General features: G+C 64.9%; 18 protein-coding genes. 1 reads left to right on the top strand and 17 read right to left on the bottom strand.

What is annotated here, in order from left to right; translation table 11 throughout:
- Nucleotides 1–139: 139 nt before the first annotated feature.
- The 13 genes from ACQPYM_RS09465 to ACQPYM_RS09405 form a co-directional block, all read right to left on the bottom strand.
- Complete coding sequence (locus tag ACQPYM_RS09465) at nt 140–1,405, bottom strand: ATP-binding protein (RefSeq protein WP_433017965.1); 1,266 nt, start codon at nt 1,403–1,405, stop codon at nt 140–142.
- Nucleotides 1,405–2,805 (bottom strand): SCO6880 family protein, encoded by a 1,401-nt coding sequence (locus ACQPYM_RS09460; RefSeq protein WP_433017962.1) that lies wholly within the window; start codon nt 2,803–2,805, stop codon nt 1,405–1,407. Before ACQPYM_RS09460 ends, ACQPYM_RS09465 begins: the two co-directional genes overlap by 1 nt.
- Complete coding sequence (locus ACQPYM_RS09455; RefSeq protein ID WP_433017959.1) at nt 2,805–3,917, bottom strand: hypothetical protein; 1,113 nt, start codon at nt 3,915–3,917, stop codon at nt 2,805–2,807. Before ACQPYM_RS09455 ends, ACQPYM_RS09460 begins: the two co-directional genes overlap by 1 nt.
- A 208-nt stretch (nt 3,918–4,125) precedes the next feature.
- Nucleotides 4,126–4,413, bottom strand: a complete 288-nt coding sequence (locus ACQPYM_RS09450; protein WP_433017956.1) for a DUF6112 family protein — start codon at nt 4,411–4,413, stop codon at nt 4,126–4,128.
- Nucleotides 4,414–4,425: 12 nt separating this feature from the next.
- On the bottom strand, nt 4,426–4,980 hold the full coding sequence (locus ACQPYM_RS09445) for a CHAP domain-containing protein (protein WP_433017953.1): 555 nt from the start codon (nt 4,978–4,980) through the stop codon (nt 4,426–4,428).
- Entirely contained in the window at nt 4,977–5,579 is a 603-nt protein-coding gene (locus ACQPYM_RS09440) for a hypothetical protein (RefSeq protein WP_433017950.1), read from the bottom strand. Before ACQPYM_RS09440 ends, ACQPYM_RS09445 begins: the two co-directional genes overlap by 4 nt.
- Before the next feature lie 198 nt (nt 5,580–5,777).
- Nucleotides 5,778–6,491, bottom strand: a complete 714-nt coding sequence (locus tag ACQPYM_RS09435) for a hypothetical protein (protein ID WP_433017947.1) — start codon at nt 6,489–6,491, stop codon at nt 5,778–5,780.
- 50 nt (nt 6,492–6,541) lie between these two features.
- On the bottom strand, nt 6,542–7,585 hold the full coding sequence (locus ACQPYM_RS09430; protein WP_433017945.1) for a toprim domain-containing protein: 1,044 nt from the start codon (nt 7,583–7,585) through the stop codon (nt 6,542–6,544).
- Nucleotides 7,586–7,588: 3 nt separating this feature from the next.
- Entirely contained in the window at nt 7,589–8,494 is a 906-nt protein-coding gene (locus ACQPYM_RS09425; RefSeq protein ID WP_433017942.1) for a hypothetical protein, read from the bottom strand.
- Nucleotides 8,495–8,582: 88 nt separating this feature from the next.
- Nucleotides 8,583–8,762 carry a hypothetical protein gene (locus tag ACQPYM_RS09420; protein ID WP_433017939.1) on the bottom strand — a complete coding sequence of 60 codons (180 nt, stop codon included), beginning with the start codon at nt 8,760–8,762 and terminating at the stop codon, nt 8,583–8,585.
- A gap of 739 nt (nt 8,763–9,501) precedes the next feature.
- Nucleotides 9,502–10,218 (bottom strand): aspartyl/asparaginyl beta-hydroxylase domain-containing protein, encoded by a 717-nt coding sequence (locus tag ACQPYM_RS09415; protein ID WP_433017936.1) that lies wholly within the window; start codon nt 10,216–10,218, stop codon nt 9,502–9,504.
- A 29-nt stretch (nt 10,219–10,247) separates the two neighbouring features.
- Complete coding sequence (locus ACQPYM_RS09410) at nt 10,248–11,102, bottom strand: TauD/TfdA family dioxygenase (protein WP_433017934.1); 855 nt, start codon at nt 11,100–11,102, stop codon at nt 10,248–10,250.
- Between the two features lie 274 nt (nt 11,103–11,376).
- Nucleotides 11,377–12,261 (bottom strand): AAA family ATPase, encoded by an 885-nt coding sequence (locus tag ACQPYM_RS09405; RefSeq protein ID WP_433017931.1) that lies wholly within the window; start codon nt 12,259–12,261, stop codon nt 11,377–11,379.
- 17 nt (nt 12,262–12,278) lie between these two features.
- Between ACQPYM_RS09405 and ACQPYM_RS09400 the strand changes: the two genes are divergently transcribed.
- Nucleotides 12,279–12,608, top strand: a complete 330-nt coding sequence (locus tag ACQPYM_RS09400) for a hypothetical protein (protein WP_433017928.1) — start codon at nt 12,279–12,281, stop codon at nt 12,606–12,608.
- A 385-nt stretch (nt 12,609–12,993) separates the two neighbouring features.
- On the opposite strand, the gene pepN is transcribed toward ACQPYM_RS09400, so the two are convergent.
- The 4 genes from pepN to ACQPYM_RS09380 form a co-directional block, all read right to left on the bottom strand.
- Nucleotides 12,994–15,411 (bottom strand): aminopeptidase N, encoded by a 2,418-nt coding sequence (gene pepN / locus ACQPYM_RS09395; protein ID WP_433017925.1) that lies wholly within the window; start codon nt 15,409–15,411, stop codon nt 12,994–12,996.
- 623 nt (nt 15,412–16,034) lie between these two features.
- A complete protein-coding gene (locus tag ACQPYM_RS09390) occupies nt 16,035–16,883 on the bottom strand; it encodes a hypothetical protein (protein WP_433017922.1) in 849 nt (282 codons plus the stop codon).
- 355 nt (nt 16,884–17,238) lie between these two features.
- The gene (locus ACQPYM_RS09385; RefSeq protein ID WP_433017919.1) at nt 17,239–17,901 is read right to left on the bottom strand and encodes a DDE-type integrase/transposase/recombinase; all 663 of its coding nucleotides are present in this window, start codon (nt 17,899–17,901) and stop codon (nt 17,239–17,241) included.
- Nucleotides 17,902–18,006: 105 nt separating this feature from the next.
- The gene (locus tag ACQPYM_RS09380; protein ID WP_433017916.1) at nt 18,007–18,450 is read right to left on the bottom strand and encodes a transposase; all 444 of its coding nucleotides are present in this window, start codon (nt 18,448–18,450) and stop codon (nt 18,007–18,009) included.
- Nucleotides 18,451–18,518: the final 68 nt, after the last annotated feature.

Raw genomic sequence — 18,518 nt, 5'->3', positions numbered from 1 at the left:
ACCCACCGGCCGGTGGTCAGTAGACAGCCCACGCCGCCAGCCAGATGCAACATGCCTGCGCAGGCGACCAGGACGAGTGCTCCCGCGATCACGAGGTCCGTCGTGTCGAGCGGCGCGGTGTTGCGTGGCCGCGGCATCGCTACATCCGCCCGTCGGTATCGAAGAGTTCGACCTCACGTACGTGGCGAACCAACTGCACGACGAACGATCGGTTCGGCAGTCGCCACAGAGCACGTCCTTTCGGCAGCTTTGCGATGGTCGCGATCTCGACGTCTGTGAGCCCCAGCAGGCTGGCGGTCCGGGCGAGTTGGTCTGACTCTTGGCGTAGCATGATTCGGGTCGAGCAGTCAGCGAGAAGTCCTTCCGCCAAACCTCTTGCCTCCGAGCCGAGGTCGCCGACGGCCGCAAGGTCGGACAGGCGGTGGACGATCAGCACGTTGGAGATGCCCCAAGCGCGAGACAGCTTCCACTGCTCCTGCATCCGGCGCAGCAGGGCCGGGTCTCGCATGACGCGCCAGCCCTCGTCGTACACGATGTAGCGGTTGCCGCCGGCGGGGTCGGCGACGGCTGCCTCTAGCCATGATGATGCGCATGCCAGGGTTAGGCGGAGTGCGTGGTCGTTGCCGCTGCTGCCTATCCAGGACGAGTCGAGCGAGACCATCGGCGCCGATGGGTCGAACTCGGTGGTCGACGGCCCGTCGAACATGCCGGAGAGATCGCCGTGAACGAGGCGTCTGATCGCGTGGGCGACCTCGCGGCCGTCGTTGGTCAAGCTGGACGTCGTTAGGCCAGCTCGCTGTGCCCAGTCGGGGTCCGGGGTGAAGAGTGCGACGACGACGTCCGGGATTGTCGGGGCGTCCACTTGGGCGGACACGGTCTCCAAGGCCAGGTCCAAGGCGGTGTGTTCGATGGCGGCGAGCGGGCGGCCAAGGGTCGATTCCGCCAAGGTGCCCAGCAGAGCACGTCGACGGGACCAGACGATGCGATCCCACTCCTCACTTGCGATGGCATGCGGGCGACGGCCGCCGTCGAGTGGATTCAGCCGAGCCGGCAAGCCGGGGCCGAGCTTGATCGTCGTGCCGCCCATTGCTTCGGCGACCTGAGTCCACTCCCCCTTTGGGTCGCACGGCACATAGGCCTTGTGGCCGAGGGCAATCGATCTGGTGATCAGGGCCTTGGCTGTGGACGACTTACCGCTGCCGATGACGCCTGCCAGCAGAACGTTGGGGTTGGTGATGACGCGGGCCTGGTACAGGACCCATGGGTCGTACACGAACGAGCCCCCGCTGAAGACATCAGACCCGATGTAGGTGCCGTCGGCGCCTAGGCCTCCTTCGGCAAGGAAGGGGTATGCGACCTGGGCTATCCGCGTTGTTGCTCGGTGCGTGTCGACCAGAAGTGCCATCAGAGGCCGATCCCGAATGGCAGAGCGGCGGCTAGGAACCCGTCGGCCTGTTGTCCGACCAGCCGACGCAGGTCTAGCAACGCTTGGGTGGCCGCGATCTCGATCTCCATACAGGCGTCATCGAGACTCTCTTCGTCGTCAGCGGAGACGACGATGAGGCCGAGCCAGCGGACGTCGCCGTGTCCGGCGGCGAGGTCACGTTCGCGCTGGGCGACGTCCGCGTCTTGTTGCCGATCTTCTTCGGTCTCGAGCTGGCCGATGCGTGCGCGGGTGGCGCGGTCGGTGATGCGCTCGACTCGGTGGCGTCGGGCGTCACGTAGTGCTTTGGCCATCGGGATGGGCTGCAGAACGAGCGTGAACGTGCGCCGGATTCCTGGCCTGAGCAGTAGAGGGCTCAGGAAGGACGGCGTGGTCCGTACCCGCGGCCATTCGGTGATGACGTAGACCCTGTGGAACGACGAGTCGGTCCGTAGGAGGTCCCAGTCGGCGTCGATGGCGAGTGGGCCGGCATCGGCGCCGTCAAGTGCTCTCGAGCTCCGGGCGGCGGCCGGGTCGAAGGCGAGCCGCACGCTCATGGCCACCTCGTCGGCAGACAGCCAAGTGCCTGTGACTCCGGCGGCTGCGAGTGAGGTCTGGAAGGCGCGCGCTTCAGATTCCAGTACTGCGACCGCTCCCGTGATCCCACCGCCGTGCTTGCGCACCTCCCGGGACACGGCGTCGAGGTTGACCGCGAAGGCGAACAACGTCTCGTGCCGTGCGGTTGCGGGTGCTGCTTGTTCCAGCAACTCGGTGTAGATCGCACCTGCAGGCGTCGTCGGGTCGACGTTCCGCTTCCTGGCCCACTCCCCTACTTCGTCACCTGGGTCGGGCAGCGTGCGTTCGAGGATCTGAGCTCTGGCGATCCGGTTTCCGTGACAAAGCCCTGCAATCATTCGTCCGTACGCCGTGACGCGCCGCTCTTGTTCGTCGGTGTTCTGCAGGAGGTGGGCGGGTCCTTCGATCCTGGCTACCGCGATGAGACGTCGACGTCGTCGGTCGTGGACAACGCCGATCGCGGTGTTCCAGCTCAGCAGGCGCATGTTCTCGCCGGGCAGGTGGATTCGGCTGTGTTCACGTGGACGCATGACCCGAGATCGGAAGGACCGCGGCCGCGAGAGGTAGCGGGTGCGTAGTACAAGCCATCTGTACATCGGCAGGCCGTCGGCCCGGGCGAACGCGACAGCAAGGAACGTCGCCGCGATGGTGAGGCTGATCGCTTTCAGCGTCAGGGCCGTCTGGGTGACGGCCGTGAGGGTCATGGTGATGACGGACGCCGTGACGAGTGCGACCTGGATGGGCCGGAGCCCGAGAAGGATTGCGTTGCTCTCAGGTCGGGGAAACCGCGTGGACAGTGTGGACATCAGCGGCCACCGCCGTCAGTGTCTTGATCCGCAGGCCTGCCAGGAGCTTCAGGGGCGTTGACGGACACCTCGCTGGTGGACGTGGCGTTTGCGATGGCCGTCGCGTCGTCGCCGCCAGAGGCCGGCGGTGCAGGAGCGGTGGCCGGCTCAGCGGGCGCTGATGATCCGCCCGACATGTCTGGGGTTGCCACGACAACCGCTGGCTCGACGGACGAAACGCCACCATCGCCGTTCTCTGCCGTAGATCGAGACGAGTCGCCTCCATTCACACCACTCTCGTCGGTTGATTGCTGCATCTCCTCCTCGTGCTCGGACCAGTTGCCCGCGGGGTCTTGGGTGTCCCCCCCGACGACTGGGCTCGATGTGTCGCCCCCGCTGCCGCCGAAGTGGTCTGCGCGCCATTGCTGCGCCTGGCTGTACTGGTCTTTCACCGCATTGGCTCCCGTGAGACCTAGTTGAATGGCATGGCTGGCTGACTGCCCGTGGTCGCCCGCCCAGTGAATGAAGGTGAAGGTCGCGAACGGCGCGAGCGCCGCCATGGCGAGGAGAAGGATGCCTGCCAGGAACGTGCCGATGCTGGTCTCGCCGCCCGGGTCAGCGTTGCCTGTGGCCGAGATGCCGAGCGCGAACACGACCGCCATCGCGATCTTCGAGAACACCAGCGCCCCGACGACCTCGATCCAGCGCCGTAACCAGTGCCTGGTGGCCGACCAGGTCCAACTGGCCAAGGCGATGGGGGCGAACACGACGAAGGCAACGATCGCGACTTCCCGCAGCAGCATCACGACGTACAAACCGATCGTTGCGATGAGGCCGAGGAACACGGCGACGAGCAGGAACCCGCCTAGTGTTCCTGCGGACAGCAGCGCGCCGATGTCGACCATGCGCTTCAGTCCGTCGGTGGTCGCTTGGTTTCCGAGGATGGCCAGCGAGATCTCGTCGACCGCCTTGCCGCTGGAGGCGACGATTGCGATCGCGAACGGTACGCCGGCAGTGCCGATCAGTGCGCCGACGAGAGCGTGTCCGAGTCGGCCGGGTTCTCGGCGTACGGCGGCTGAGACGCATTGCAGGATGAACAGTCCGACCAGCAGCGGCAGCGAGATGGTGATCATCAGGCCGAGGTTGTCGCTCCACCACTGCTGGTCGAATCGTGGTGACGTGCTCGAACTGAAGGCCTGGAAGACGTAGGTGGTGACGTCGGACAGGCCGCGGGCCGCCCAGCGTAGGAACGAATCCCACGCTGAGTTGGCCGCCGCGTCCGTGCCGCTCGAGATGGCGCACGACACCGGGTTGAGGAGACAGTCGGACCAGGACATCGGGTCAGCCGAGGTTGACGCTGCTGGCCCAGCGGATCAGCGCGTTCGCCGAGCCGATGAGGATCGCGGCGCCCGCTGCCACCAGGCAGCCCATCTTGCCCTTGCCGGAGTAGTGAGCGTTGCTGTTGAAGCTTCCCAACGCCCAGGCTGCGGCGGAGATGACGAACGCCGCGACGCAGATGACCAGGCTGAAGGTCAGCAAGGCGCCGACCATCTGCCGCAGTGCGGCCAGACCGGGGAGGCCGTTGCTGTTCGGACTGATACCCGGGTCTTGGAGCGGGAATAGGTACACGAGAGGGGTCCTTCAATAGATGGGTGGCGCCCAGCCGAGGTACGTCGCACCCCAGCGGGATTCGATGAGGCCGAAGTCGACGTCGTACACGCCGCCTTCGCCTGGAAAGCGGTCCAAGATGTCGTTAGAGACGACGTGGCCGTTGCCGATGTAAACGGCGACGTGCCCGTACGGGCCTCCGGTGTCCCAGAAGACGAGTCCGCCGACGGGCGGTTGTCGGTCGTTGGTGTGTGCCTTGCCGATGGCAACCATGTGCTGCCATTGCTTTGCGGCGGAGTAGTAGCCCGAGCGTGGCCGGCCCCAGATGTTCGCTGCCAGTCGGGCGCAGAGCTGGTAGTAGCCGTGGCCGCCGACCAGTCGAAGCGCTCGGGCTACCGCATCCGCTGCACCCGGCAGTTCCCCGCTCTCGGGCCCGGGTTCCTGAGCTGGTGCCTTGCACCCGTCCGGTACTGCTTCGGTGGGTGTCGCGATGCAGAGATCGGAACCGCCGGCCGCGAGCGCAAGAGGTGCGACGAGACCGACACCGCTGGAGAAGAGCGCGGCAGCGAGTACGACCTTGCTGATCACGGCTCGATTTGTGGGGAGGCGGACCAGAACTTGCAGATCGACGTACAGACCACACCCACCGCGGCTCGGCGATCTGTGACGACGTGCTCGTTGTCGATCACCGTGGTCTGCTTGCCCTGTACGACGAAGCCGGTCCATCCCTTGGGAGCCGCGGCACTGTCCTGCAGTCTCTTCATGGCCGGGGTGACCTCTGCGGTGATGTCATCGGCTGTGGCTCGGGCCTTGCGCAACTCGAGCTGTTGCCACTCTCGAAAGTGAGGCAGCAAGCTGCGAGCGATGCGCGGGCCCTCGCCCATGGGGTCGGCGAAGACGCTGACAGCGTTTTGCCAGTCGTCGAGGCCGTGCTTGGCGGTGTCGTAGGTCCAGATCGCTCGCCCGTAGGCGATCGCGACCACCCTGGGATCGGTCGAAACCGGCCGGGTCCAGGCGTCGAGTCGCGCCGCGGACTCCTGGCCCTCGCCGCGCAGGATCGTGGGCTCGGCCGTCTTGATGTCTGGCTCGTTGCTGTCGGGTGAGCCGACGAAGGCCACGACGAGCGTGACGACGGTGAGCACGATGGCCACGGGGATCACGAGCTGTGGCCGGATGGAATGGTTCACGTCACTTTCCTCTCTTGGGAACCTGCGTACGCCGTAGCCACGCGAGGCCGGCTCGCGCCACGGGCGGTGGGAGCAGGCGCAGACCTGCGAGTAGGCGCAGGTAGAACCCGAGCTGGGCCCGGTAGTAGCGGATGAGCCAGTTGTGTCGGCGTGTATCTGTCATGCCGGGCTCAACGGTTGAGCTCCCGAACTTTGGGATCAGGCGGATCTAGCGAGGTCGAGCCAGCGGTTCTCGCTAGTCCATTGGCCGAAAAACAGCAGGTCACCGCCACTTGCCGCCTTCAGCCAGTTACGGATCGTGCGGTCGGCGAACACCTGGCCGGCTGGTTCTCCGGCCGCGAGCCTGGCCAGCGCCGATGGTCGGGACGGGCTGCCGCGGACCAGCCAGGCCAAGGCGACGGCTTGGTTCTCGGTGATGCCGCTCAGTCGCAGTCGGGCGATGATGGTGGAGCGGTAGAAAGGGGGTCCGTCGGCTGCGGTACGGAGCAGCTCGCGACTCACGGCCGGCGACAAGCCGTACCGCTCGAGCTCGGTGACGATCCGCTCCAGGTGAGGGCCGAGGGGCGACGGCTCTTCGGACTGGACGTCTGGTGGCTCTGGGGTGGCCGGGTGGCGGTGGCGGCGTAGTACCTCAGCCCGTACTGCGTCGATGAGACGCCAACGGACCAGATTGGCCAGGTAGCCCCAGGACACGCCTGCCGCGGGCCGCTTCACCGCGAGCTCGTGACACCTTTCCCAGGCGATCACCCGGGCGAGCTGAGCCGCTTCGTCGCGGCCCAGACTCGACCTCAGCCAGAACGGCAGCGGTACGACGATGTGTTGCTCGATCGCGTCGGCCAACCGCCGGGACGGCTCCTTGGCCCAGCCCGCTTTGGCTGCGGCGTTGATGAGTTCCTCCAGCTCGTCATCCATGGCACTCAATGTGCTGGCCACGCACCTGGATCAGAACCTGGATTCCGAAATCAAGGACTCCTGGAATCCAGATCCGGGTCTACCTCCAGGTCACGATCAGAGGCCCCCGTATTAGCGCGTCGGCTGACAGCGGCGACCAACTCCCACGAGACGACCCGCTCTTCGAGCCCAAGCCGCTGAGAAAGCCGCGCGACCTGACCGGCGACACGATCTGGCGGCAGCTTGACGACCAGCGGAGCGACCGCCCGCAAAGCACCGACCTGGCCACTCAGGTGATCGAGCACCTTGTCCCAGCGCGCCAACTCGACATCGATCGCAAACTCGATCCCCAACCGCGGACTCTGCAGGCTGGCGCGCAACAGATCCGGATAAGCCGCGAACAGCGACGCCGGGTCCCGGCCATCAGGCAGCTCCGCAACCAGCACGGAGCCGAAATACCTGGACAAGACATCGACACTCCGTACGGCGGCGTTGCGACCGGCTAGATCCGCGTCCAGCATGACAATCACGGTATCTGTCACCGCGTGCCGTTTGACGATCGCCGCCTGGTGCCGCGTGATCGCCGTACCGCACGGCGAGATCCCCGCCCACGGACCGTTCAGCAGACTGATGGCGATCGCATCGGTGGGTCCCTCGACCATGACCGGGACCGCGCCGCTGGACAGCTGGTCCAGCTGAGCATCGATACCAACCAGCGATCGTCCCTTGGTGTAGATCTGGGTGCGCGGCGAGTTGACATACTTGGGGTGCGCAGCACGAGCTCGGGCAACGAATCCGACAGGTCTCAGGTCGATGTCATGAGCAACAAACGTCAGCCGGTCATGGAAGCGATCCACCAGGTACCCCGACCGCAGTGGCTTTGCCAGACCGGCCGCCAGCATCGTGTCATCGTCGAACCCCGTTGCCCGCAGGTGATCCACCAGCCGGGCCCAACGTGCCGGCGCATAACCAACCGACCACTTACTGTCAGAGGCCAGTACTGCGCCTAGCTGGCGCCCGACGAGTTGGCGAGCCGCCCAACCCTTGCGATAGATGTGCAACTGATGGCGATAGAACGCCGACGCAACCTCATGCGCCCGAATCAGTTCCTTCATGTGTCACAGACTCGGTCCCGGGTCTTCCAGCCCTAGCGAGGTGTGCTGGTTGCCGATGTCGTTGAAGCCGCTGCGATGACCGACCAGCGGCCGCGCCAACGACAGATAAGCCCGCAACTGCTGCAGCCCAGCAGGAGTGTGCAGCTGCCCCGCCAACGCATGGTCAGGAAGTGCAAGTGCCCGGATGCGGTCGAAGAAGAACGCGAGATCGATCGCAGATCCGATCGCCCGCTCACGGCTTTCCTTCTCGGTCGGCACCATCACGATCACCCGGTCGGTCTCACTCAACCGCCGCAACAGCCGCGCTTGAGCAGTCGACATCGCCGACATGCACAGAGGAACTCCGACGTACTCCTTCTCTGTTGAACGGCTGAGTTGCTCGATCGCCATCGCATCCACCGGATGGTCGACGATCACCGGCGTCGCACCGTTGTGCAGCAGGTCGATCTGTTCTTGCAAGCCGACGAGCGCATTCGAAGGCCGATGCACCGCCGTGGCCGGCGTCACCGACCGCACCTGACCATCGCGATTGATACCGACGAACCCCACCGGGTCCAGCCGCTGATCCCGTGACAAAAGCATCAGGTGGTCGCGATGCCGGTCGACCGGCGTACCCTCATCCGTCCAGCTCGTCAGCCCCGCTCGAACCAGCGTCGCGAACGGGAACCCGCGCTTCTGCAGGTAGTCCGTCAACCGTGAATACGTGTCCGGCGCATATCCGACCTTCCACGACGCACCAGGTGCGAGCACCCTTTCCATGCCGCGCTCCTTCAGGAAGGCCACAGGCCACGAGCCCGTTGCCCTGAGCAACTCTGCCCGAAAGAACCGGCCGGCTTCTTCAATCGCCGCATGCATCCTCCGGCGCTCTTCCTGCGGTACATCGAATCCCGGATCAACGACCTCACCCATCACAACCTCCGAAGGCAACCCACTGCTGTCGCACTCGAAGATCTCGGCCCAAGACCGCCGTCAGAACCCGGATCTGAGATTCAAGGACTCACAACCCCATACCCGGACCCGCATCGATCTCATCATCAGCAGGCATCGGCCCCCGCCACACCAGCCGACTCTCGGACCGCGCAAGCTGCTCCCCTGCCGAATCGATGCCCTCATCAAGCAACTCGATCACCCGCCGAATACTCCACCGCAGCTTCTGAAGCTCAAGATCACCAGTCATGCCACGAAGATCACCGCGCCAACGAGACCGCAGAACCCAGATCCACAGATCAAGGAACCAGCCACATTGCAAGTGTTCTACCACCGGATAGGCATGGATCAAGCCCTCAGGCAACCGACGCCAAGGCGCTGGCCTGCTCGCGACCGCCGTAGGTCCGCCAGCCGCGGCCGGATATCAGGCATGTCTTCGGTGGAGAGGAGCCCGCGTAACTACAGAACCCCAGCCCGCGCCTCGGCGTACAGCACGCGAGCCGCCCATCCTTTCTGGGGATGGGTCAGGGGGCTGGCGGGTCGTGACCACACCTTCGATTTCGTATGGCTGTCTGAGGCCAGTGTTTCCGCTGTACGGTGCACTATCGATCCGGGACTCGATCCGTACCGTCACCGACCTCCGGCTCGCCCCCCAAACCTGGCGCCAGTGACCACGGATGCGGACGTGGTCGCCAGCATTGACAGAGTTCCGCCGGTACAACCCACCCGCCTCCCACTTGTCGATCAGACGCTGGACGCCGGTCACGTCCGCTCAATAACACGGCGCATCCAATGCGAAGGCCGCTTTGCATCCCACAAAGGGCCAACTGGTACCAGACGTTCAGCGCCACGACAGCATGCCCTCGCATGGGTCAGGTATCCACCCTGCGCCAACGTCCCATAGCCCTACCGGGTCGACCTCGAGAGTTAGCTGATTTGGTTCAGTTCCCACCTGCGAAAGCCAACGGAGCTAACTGATCACGCGCGTGTCACGATCGGCCTGAGCGAAGGCGACCGGCCCGTGATGCTTTCATCTGGACCTCGCGCACGTCGGGCGAGTGCTTGGCGGCCTGAAAGAAGGCGCGATTGAAGAGGTCCAGTCCCCTGGGCAGCGGCCGCACTACATCGACGAAGAGGACGACCCGATCACCAGGCCCATGATTCCAGGCTTCGTGTTCGAAGGTGTCATCGAAGAGCAGGCTTTTGCCTTCTTGCCACGAACGGACTTGGTCGTCGACTCGGAGGCGGGCACCGGATGGCACCTTAAGGCCCAGGTGATAGCGCAGGATCCCTTTGTAGGGACCGAAATGGGGTGGGATATGAGCGCCTTCGCTGAGAATCGAGAACATCGCTGTTGTCAGGTCGGGCACGCGAGACAGGATCTCTGACGTTCGTGGGAAGCGCTCACAGTTGGCGTTGACACGGCGACCGAAGAAGTGAAAGACGAGCGTTTGCCAGCGGCTGTCGGCGATCTCCTTTTGGCGGCTGGAGATTGCTGAGAACTCCGGCACTTCATCGCGGCGCGACAGCGCGACGTCCAGGTCGCCGCGGATGACCTGCCATTCCCTTTCCAGTTCGGCCGCCCACGGAAAGTCCGCTGGATCGAAGAACCGAACCTGGGCGGTGGGATCGAAGCGATCGATCAACCGCCGATGAACGTCTAGTACGGCGTTCGTCTTTCGTACAGGCACGAGTTTGTTGTCCACTGCTGTTCCAATCTGTGTCACTGCCGCCCTCAGTTGGCGACAGCGGCCGCCCGTAGTTCTGCCTTTAGGTGGCCCATGCGGAGCAAGATGCGGCGAGCTGGATCGCTGTAGGCACGGCGACCGTGCATAAACCTCGTGTTGTCCACGATGACGATGTCCCCCGGTCTCCAGGCGATCTCGATCGCCAGCGACTCGGCGGTTTCCTGGAGAATCGTAAGCACGTGCTCCGGATAAGTGCTCCCGTCCTCGAGTTGCAGCTTCACCAGATTCAGCGCGTTGAACTCACCCGGGGCCCGATACCGGTGGGCAAGGAGTGTGCTGCCGAACGCCGGCTGACCCGTGAACTGACTGGGTGCGACAGCCTTCGTCCGGAAGACTGCATGCATGGTGTCGCCCTCGAACTCCGCGCTGAACGACTGCCACGACGGCAAGGCGGCCTGGATGGCGGGCAGAGCGGACTTGGCGTGCTCCACGCTTGACATGTTCAAGCCTGCCTTCCATCTCGGTCCAGGGGCCCGTAGAAGCCAGACCAATGTCTCCTCGATGACGAAGGTCCTGATACTTGGATCCAGCCGACTAAGCAGCTCGATGCCGTCACAGATCGTCGTCTCACCTCCTGTCTCCGCAGGCCGTTCGCAATAGAAGGCAAGCAGGCCGGGCGAGCCCGGATACATCGCCGCCTCGCGGTGAAGAGGGATGGCATCGTCGCCTCTGTTGACAGTTGCGATGGTGGTGTTCCCCTCGATGGGCTCACGGTCGGTGGTCCCCGTTGCTTCGTGCACCACGGCGTCCATCAGTTGATCGGTGAGCGACGTGAAAGCCTCCACGGTCTGGCCAGGCGCGCGCAGCAAAACGGCACCGTGCCGCGCCAGCTCGCTGGTCACGAGGGAAGGGTTATAGTCCTCGAGAATTCGAAGTCGATCAGGTGAGATCACTGCTGCTCCAGTCTGTCCGCGCACACTTGTGTGAGCCAGTGCGGCCGTAGCCTAGAGGCGAGGGGACGTCGCGGAACGGAGTGAAACCACCCAATTCTGCGTGGTCCGGCTGCTAACCAGTGATCGAGCCCGGAAGCTCGAAGGGCATCGAGGCGGGGGTCTGGTACCTGCGGTACGGCCGATAGTGAGCAATAGGTGCGTCACCCACCGCGTCCTCGGGTGCTCAAGCATCGTGCGGAGTCGTGGCTGGTGACCCGATGTGCGTGGTCGGCACTGCGGTCAGGGTGAACGCGACCATGCTGATTAGCGGGCGACGGCGCGGGTTCTCGCTCAGTGCGCCACCGCCGAGCCGGGCGACGCCGTCGGCTGCGTTGGCCAGGCCCTCGATCAGGCCGAGCGCTAGTGGGGACGCGCCGAGGGTGCCAACCACGAACGCAGGTAGCAATGCGGTCGCTGCCTCGTCAGACGCGGTGGACAGGTGGGATGCGGTGCTGGTGGCCCGGCGCCGGGTCCGAGCGGACCCGCGCCTGCGTTCGTCGCCTTCGGCACCGGATGAGGGCGCGGGCTGTGTGCCCATGGCGATCAAGAGCTCGCCGGCAATCCGTGGGTTGGCGTCGAGCAGCTGGCGGAACACGGGCCAGGGCATGGCGAGGCAGCGCATGTCGGTCAGCGCGGTCACCAGGGCACCTCGCGGTAGTCCAACAAGGGCGGCCGCTCCGATGTGGTCACCGGGACCTAGCGAGCGAACCGGGTTCCCGTCGACGGTCAGGCTCGCCCGGCCGGCCGCAATGAGAAGGAACCCTGCCTCGGCGAATTCGCTGCCCGCCGGAAAGACCCTCTCGACGAGCATCGCAAGTGAGGTGACGGTTTTTGAGTCGGGGTGACGGTGGCATCGTCGGCGGCAATTAGGGGCGCCGTTGCGCAGGGTGAGCCTGGCCTCGCGTTGCCAGGCGTGGTTGAAACGCCAGACCTCAGTTAGTGGGGCAGCTATGACTTCCTTGGCGCTGAGGCGGAAGGCGCCGCCGGTTTCGATCGCTCCGATTTGGGCGTCGTCGCCGACGAGGAGGAGTCGGCGCCAGCCTTGGGAGCCTTCCCAGCGAGGTGGCAAGATCCATGGTTCCGGCCGTGGAGACTTCGTCGATGATGACGAGCTGGTTTCGCGGAGTCGCCGACACGACCGGCGCGGAGGGCGAAGTGGACTTCGGCGAGGTCGTTGTCCAGCTGCGCGGGGAGTCGGTGAAGTGCATGCTTTTCTGTCTGCGGTTGTCGTACCCGGGCAAGGCAGTGCACCGGATGTTCGTATCCGGCGGTCAGGAGGCATTCTTCGAGGGCCACGCGCACGCCTTCAGCGTGCTGTGCGGGGTGCCGTTCGGCAAGATCCGCTACGACAACCTGAAGGCCGCAGTCGCGCGGGTTCTCGGGTTCCCGCGGGCGAGAGTGGAGACCGAACGGTGAACGGCGTTCCGGTCCCACTGGGTCATTGAGGCCTTCTACTGTCAGCCAGGTATCGAGGGCGCCCACGAGAAGGGTGGTGTCGAGAGACAGATCGGATACTTCCGCCGCAATCACTTCGTCCCGGTCCCGGAGATCGACTCGCTGGCACAACTGAACGAGCTGATCATTTGCTGCTCCTGGCCGAGTTGGACAACAAGGTCGTCGGTAGCTCGCCGAGACTCTGGCACAGCCGGTAACCAACCCATCCGATCGGTTTCGCGCGTGGCCGAGGAGTGGCTCGATTGTAAGTGTGATGAGAGTGGGATGGTGGGCGCGGACGTTGACGCTGACTCGGCCGTACGTCCGAGCGTTCGACAACCGTCGCTTGGAAGCGCTTCGGACGACCTCAGTCGCGGGAGCGCAGCATGCGAGCCAGTCGGTCTGTACGCTCGAGGAGGGCGGCGCGGACGACGGGGACAGCTTGTGCTGCCAGCGCCTGTGCCTGTTCCACGAAGGTCAGGTTGGCACCGAACTGGGGGAAGAGACCTCTGGTGAGAGTCGTCGCGGGCATGGTTCCGCCGAGGTGGATGGTCGGCACGAGCTCCAGGTACGCCTCCGTATAGGGCCTCAGCAGCTCATCCTGGCCTGCGGTCCAGAACAGCGGGGTAAACGAGTAGACCGACGCCAACGGCACTGCACGCTGGATCGCCAGCGTCTGCCACACTGCCTTCTTCTCGGCTGGGTCCGGGGTCGCCGCGCGGACCTGCAGCCTACTGATCCACGCATCGGGATCCGGGTCGCGATCCAGGAGCGCCTGCGACTCGGCCGCCGTCGAGCTTCCAAGCTGAGCCTTCCGGACCAGAGCTCGCCACTGGAGATCGACGTCCTCACCGGCCTCGGCCTGCAGCCAGGCGACCTCGTCGAGGTCGGCTGCAGTACGGGCGAATCCGCGCAGTGCCGCTTTGCGGTAGGCGCCGACGTCGGAGAGCCGGCGGCAAGCCGCGGCTACGGCTCGCATCAGCGCGTTGCGCTCCGAGGCCGGGCTCCACAGGTCTGCGGCCTCGACCGAGAGGTTGAGATACGGCTCGATCACCGATGCCGAGGTCTCGACGGCGAGCACCCCGGTCAGGCATCGCACAGCCTCGGCGGCAGTCGCCTCGCCGTTGATCAGCATGTCCCAGGCCGTGGCGACGGCGACCCCACGCGAGATCGGTGAGGGCAGGCGGGCGGCATTGATGAAGAACGCATCTCTCGTGGTGGCGTCGGGTCTGGTCGAGGCGAAGGTCAGGTCCTCGTCATTGACCAGATAGAGGTCGGCGCCGGTCGGCAGATCAAGCCGAGTTCGTTGGCCGGCGACCTCTACCTGGACGAGCGCGGTTCGCTCGAGGTGGTTGCCCGACGCCCGGTAGGCGCCGACGGCGAGCACATGTGGCCGCGGCGGGCCGCCCGGACCATGAGCGACGAGGGTGAGCCCGTCCTTGTCGTTGTCCAGAGTCAGCCGGTCCGTACCGGCTGTCTCCAGCCACCCTGCGCTCCAGTGCATCAGGTCACGTCCGCTGGCCTCGGCGATCGCATCGATCAGATCCTGCAGTGTGGTGTTTCCCCAGGCATGCTTGGCGAAGTACGTGGTCAGGCCTGCGGAGAACTCCGCCTCTCCGACGTAGGTCATCAGCTGTTGCAGCACCGATGCGGCTTTGGGATAGGTGATGGCGTCGAAGGTCGCTTCAGCCTCGGAGACATCGCGGACATGCTGGCGGATCGGGTGAGTGGTCGGCCCCTGATCGACGAGGTATGCCTTGAGTTTTTCGCTGGCCAGGTGCGCGGTCCAGGCATCGGTGTACGACGTCGCGCGGACGGCGGCCCAGTTGCTGGCGAACTCCGCGAAGGCCTCGTTGAGCCACAGATCGTCCCACCAGCGCATCGTGACGATGTTTCCGAACCACATGTGCGCTAGTTCGTGCAGCAGGTACCGCGAGAAGATGTCCCACTCCGCCCTAGTGGGCGTGGTCCGGCGCAAGAACCAGTCCATCCAGGTGACACAGCCGAAATTCTCCATCGCGCCGGCATACTCCGGGGCGAAGACCTGGTCGTACTTGCGCTGCGGGAACGGCATGCCGAACTTGTCGGCAAAGAACTCGAGGCCCTGAGTGGTGAGCTTGAAGAGCTCGTCGGCGTCGCGGTCCAGGATCGACGCCAGGGATTGCCGAGCGAACAGCCCGAGATCATGGCCTGCCGCGGGCCGGCGCAGTTCGTAGTACGGGCCTGCGTTGATCACAGTGTTGTACGTCGACAGCGGTGGGGTCGGCGGGAAGGTCCAACGGCGAGCGGAGCCGAGATCTACGATCTGTGGATTACCGCTGTTACTCAGGACCAGCCAACCTGATGGGGCCGTCACCGTGAACCTGTGCGGCGCCTTGAGATCGGGCTGATCGAAGCAGGCAAAGACGTGCCGTGCGTAATCAGGAACGAAGTCCGTGTAGAAGTACACCTCGCCGTCGGCCGGATCGACGACCTTCCGAACACCCAGTTGCTCGGTCGAGCAGTCCAGGACGGTGACCACGGTGAGCACGTTGCGCTCGCCGAGATCGGTCAAGGCGATCCTGCCGTCCACGGCGGCCTGCAGCGGAAGTCCGTTGAGCTCTACGCTCTCGACCTCTGCGGCGCAGTCGACGAAGGTACCGGACCCGGGGTGGTGACACCCGAATGTAACCGTCGACTCACACCGGACCTGTGTGCCGTGGCGTAGGTCCGTCAGGTCGACGGCAATGTCGTAGCGTTCAACTGCCAGCAGGCTCGCGCGTTCGTCAGCCTCTGTCTGGGTCAAGCTCCGGACGCTCATCGCTTCCCCTCTCGAGATCTCACTCAAGCTTGCGCCGGCCGCTGGACCGACCGATAGGGCCGCGAGCGACATGCCATCTCCACTACGGACTCAAGCCTCCGATCGGTTCACGGAGCCAACAGAGATGCGCTGCGGATCATTGTTCAAGGCGGAGGATGCAAACCCATCGCCACAGGCCACCGCACATCACCAGAGGTGACCGCGGCTACCCTCAGGGCGCGGGTCGACAGCAGATCCAGCCGCTGACCGGACCACATGTCGCCAAGAGCGCGCGTCGGATTCACCTACGGCCAGGTCGGCATCAGCATCCGCGCCACTCCGCCACTAACACCCACTTTCGCGGTGAAACGACACCGGAATTCGCGGTCAGGATCAATCTTGTAGGTCGCCGACTGATGCGGGCTGAACACCTGCTCCAGACCAGTGATAGTCATAGCCCTTCTGGCCCGGTCCTGGATGATCGGGTGTGATGGGACCGGCGAACTCGCAGCAAGCCAAGGCGGACGTCCAGGACTGGGCGACCCATCGTCGTGCCTGGCATCGGCAAGTGACGGGTGAACGATTGTCAAGTCGGCCGCACCCGCTCACCCGCCACCTGGAACTGGATTCTAGTTGGTCACTGTCGAGGCGCAGATCGCATACGACGCAACCCCCCATTGATTATTGGTGCCCCCGAGCTGCTCGACAGCATCCGTGAAGGCGACGCTCTTGAGCCCCGTGCGAAGCGTCGAGGCTGGGCTGGCTTGTCCCAGCGACCCGATCATGTCGAATGCCGTGCTGATCACAGCTGTGCCAGGCTGACAGGTGGCCCTTGCCTGGTTGGACGTGTTCGAGTTGATGCCGGAGCTGGTCGTGGCGACATGGCGCCCCGGCAACGGGTTGGAGCACACCGCAAACGCGGTGATGCGCCACTTGGCGCCGTTGCCGGCGTCCTCCTCGAAGCCCTTCACCGAGACAGACTGTTTTCCGCCAGAGCCCAATGAAGGCAAGATCTCGTCTAGCACGACGTCTCCCGGCGAACCATCCAGTCGCGCCCCTGCTCCAATAACTTGCTTACCGGTGGGGCAGGTAGCCGTCGCCCTCTGCTCGAAACTGGTGACGGTCGATGTCATCGGAGACTTTACGATCTGGTATCCCTTCGGCTCGGCAGCGCACATAGCTATGGCAACGATCGACCATGGGGCGAATTGGGGATCCGCCGCCTGGACCGCGACACGGAACTGAGTCTTACTGATCGGCGCCATATCGTCGAGCACCAAGCCGGCCGACAGGCTGCTGCCGTAGGCGCCACCGATCACCACGGTCCCGGGGGGACACTCAGCCGTTTCGACCTTTCCCGGGCTCATGGTCGTGTCGCTGATCGCCCGGACTTCAAACGGAATGGTGCCTGCAGCGGCGGCGGGCGCTGCAGTCAGCGCGGTGGCGCCAACTCCTCCCATCAGCGTCGCTGCCATCATCGCAACGCCGATAATTCGACGCCGAGTACTCCTATGCATAGAGACTTCCTTATCTGTGCGTGTAGGCGATCGCCTATCACTCAGCACTACGGCCTGGCTTAGCTTGCGGTTCGGACGTACGGCTGTCTGGCCGATCTCGTTGCATAGGCGAGGGCACGCTCGACCGCCCGTTCGTGCTACGAAAGGCCTCCCGCAGCGGGCCGGGTGCCCTCAGCCAAGCGGTCGTCGCACCGCCGATCAGCACCTGGGTTCCGCAGCCTGCAGCGGCCTGGAAAGCCCAGGTAACGCTCGTTGCCCGATCTACGCCCCTCCGGCCAGCAGCAAGAATTCCGATGCCTCCACGCCTCGATGACAGCTACATTGGGGTTGACTCGGTTCGACGGACGGGGTTGGTGTGAGGTTGGTTGGCGTTATTTGTTCGAGGGGTGGCGTGGGTTGATTCGTAGGTGGCGGGGCTGAGGTCTCCGAGGGTGGAGTGGCGTCGGCGGGTGTTGTGCCAGCTTTCGATGTAGTCGAAGAGCGCGCTGGTGGCGGCCTTGCGGGTGAGCCTGGCCCGGCGGTGGATGAGTTCGGTCTTGACGGTGGCTCGGCGACCGGGTTGTCCCAGCACTGCCCCTTGCGTCCGACCGACAACGTGACGCCCAGATCCCTTGCCAGGTTGGCGAACTGGGCCGACGTGTATTGGCAGCCCCTGTCGGAGTGGAACACCACTCCGGGGCGCGGGCCGGCGCCGGTTGACTGCGTCGGTGAGCGCGTCGGTGACGTCGGCGATCAGGTCGGTGTGCAGGTGGTCGGCGGTGGCCCAGCCGACCACTCGGCGCGAGGCCAGGTCGCTCACCGTGGCCAGGTAGGGCCAGCCTTGCCAGGTGTGGGTGTAGGTGATGATGTCGCCGCACCAGCGGCGGTCCAGCGCCGCGGGCCGGCCGGGGCCGATAGCGAAGTCGCGGCCGATCAGACCAGGTCTGGTGTTCGCGCCCGGGTCGGCGATGGTGGTCGGGTCCCGCGACGGCCGGGCCACCCGTTTGCGGGAACACCGCTCACCCTTGGGCTCGGAGCTCGCGGTGAACCCGCAAAGAGCCGTAGGTCGGGCGGGACTCGTCGGGGAGCTCGATGATCTTTCCGGTCAGGACGGCGTCGCGCTGCACACGGCCAGACGGTCGGCCGGCGCGGTCGGGGTAGTGGCCGCACGGGAGACCTGCAGCAACTCACACGCACACTTCACACTGTGGTCGCCTTGCTCTTCCGCCTCGATGAACGGGTAACAGTTCACCGGGTCTCCTTCGCAAAAGGCCGTGGCCCGCTTGAGGATCTCGACATCCTCACGCAGCCTGCGAACCTCCCGCCGCAACTGGCTAAGCTCTTCACGCTCGCTCGTGGTCAACCCACCATCACCGGTACCGGCATCGCGCTCAGCCTGCTTCAGCCACTCCCGCACCGCGGTCTCGGTCAGATCAAAGTCCCTCGCGACCTGACCCACCGACCGATCACCGCGCTGACCCAGCTCGACGATCTCGGCCATGAACTCAGGCGTGAACCAACGACCAGACCGCGGCTCCTTCGTGCCCATAGACTCCATGATGAACATCCTTCCGGAGCACAAGCCCCCTGATCTCGGATATCCGTCAAACGGGTCAG

Source organism: Kribbella sp. CA-294648 (assembly GCF_050943845.1).
GTDB lineage: Bacteria > Actinomycetota > Actinomycetes > Propionibacteriales > Kribbellaceae > Kribbella.
Note: the sequence above shows the minus strand (reverse complement) of the source record. Positions and strands in the feature narration are given on the sequence as shown.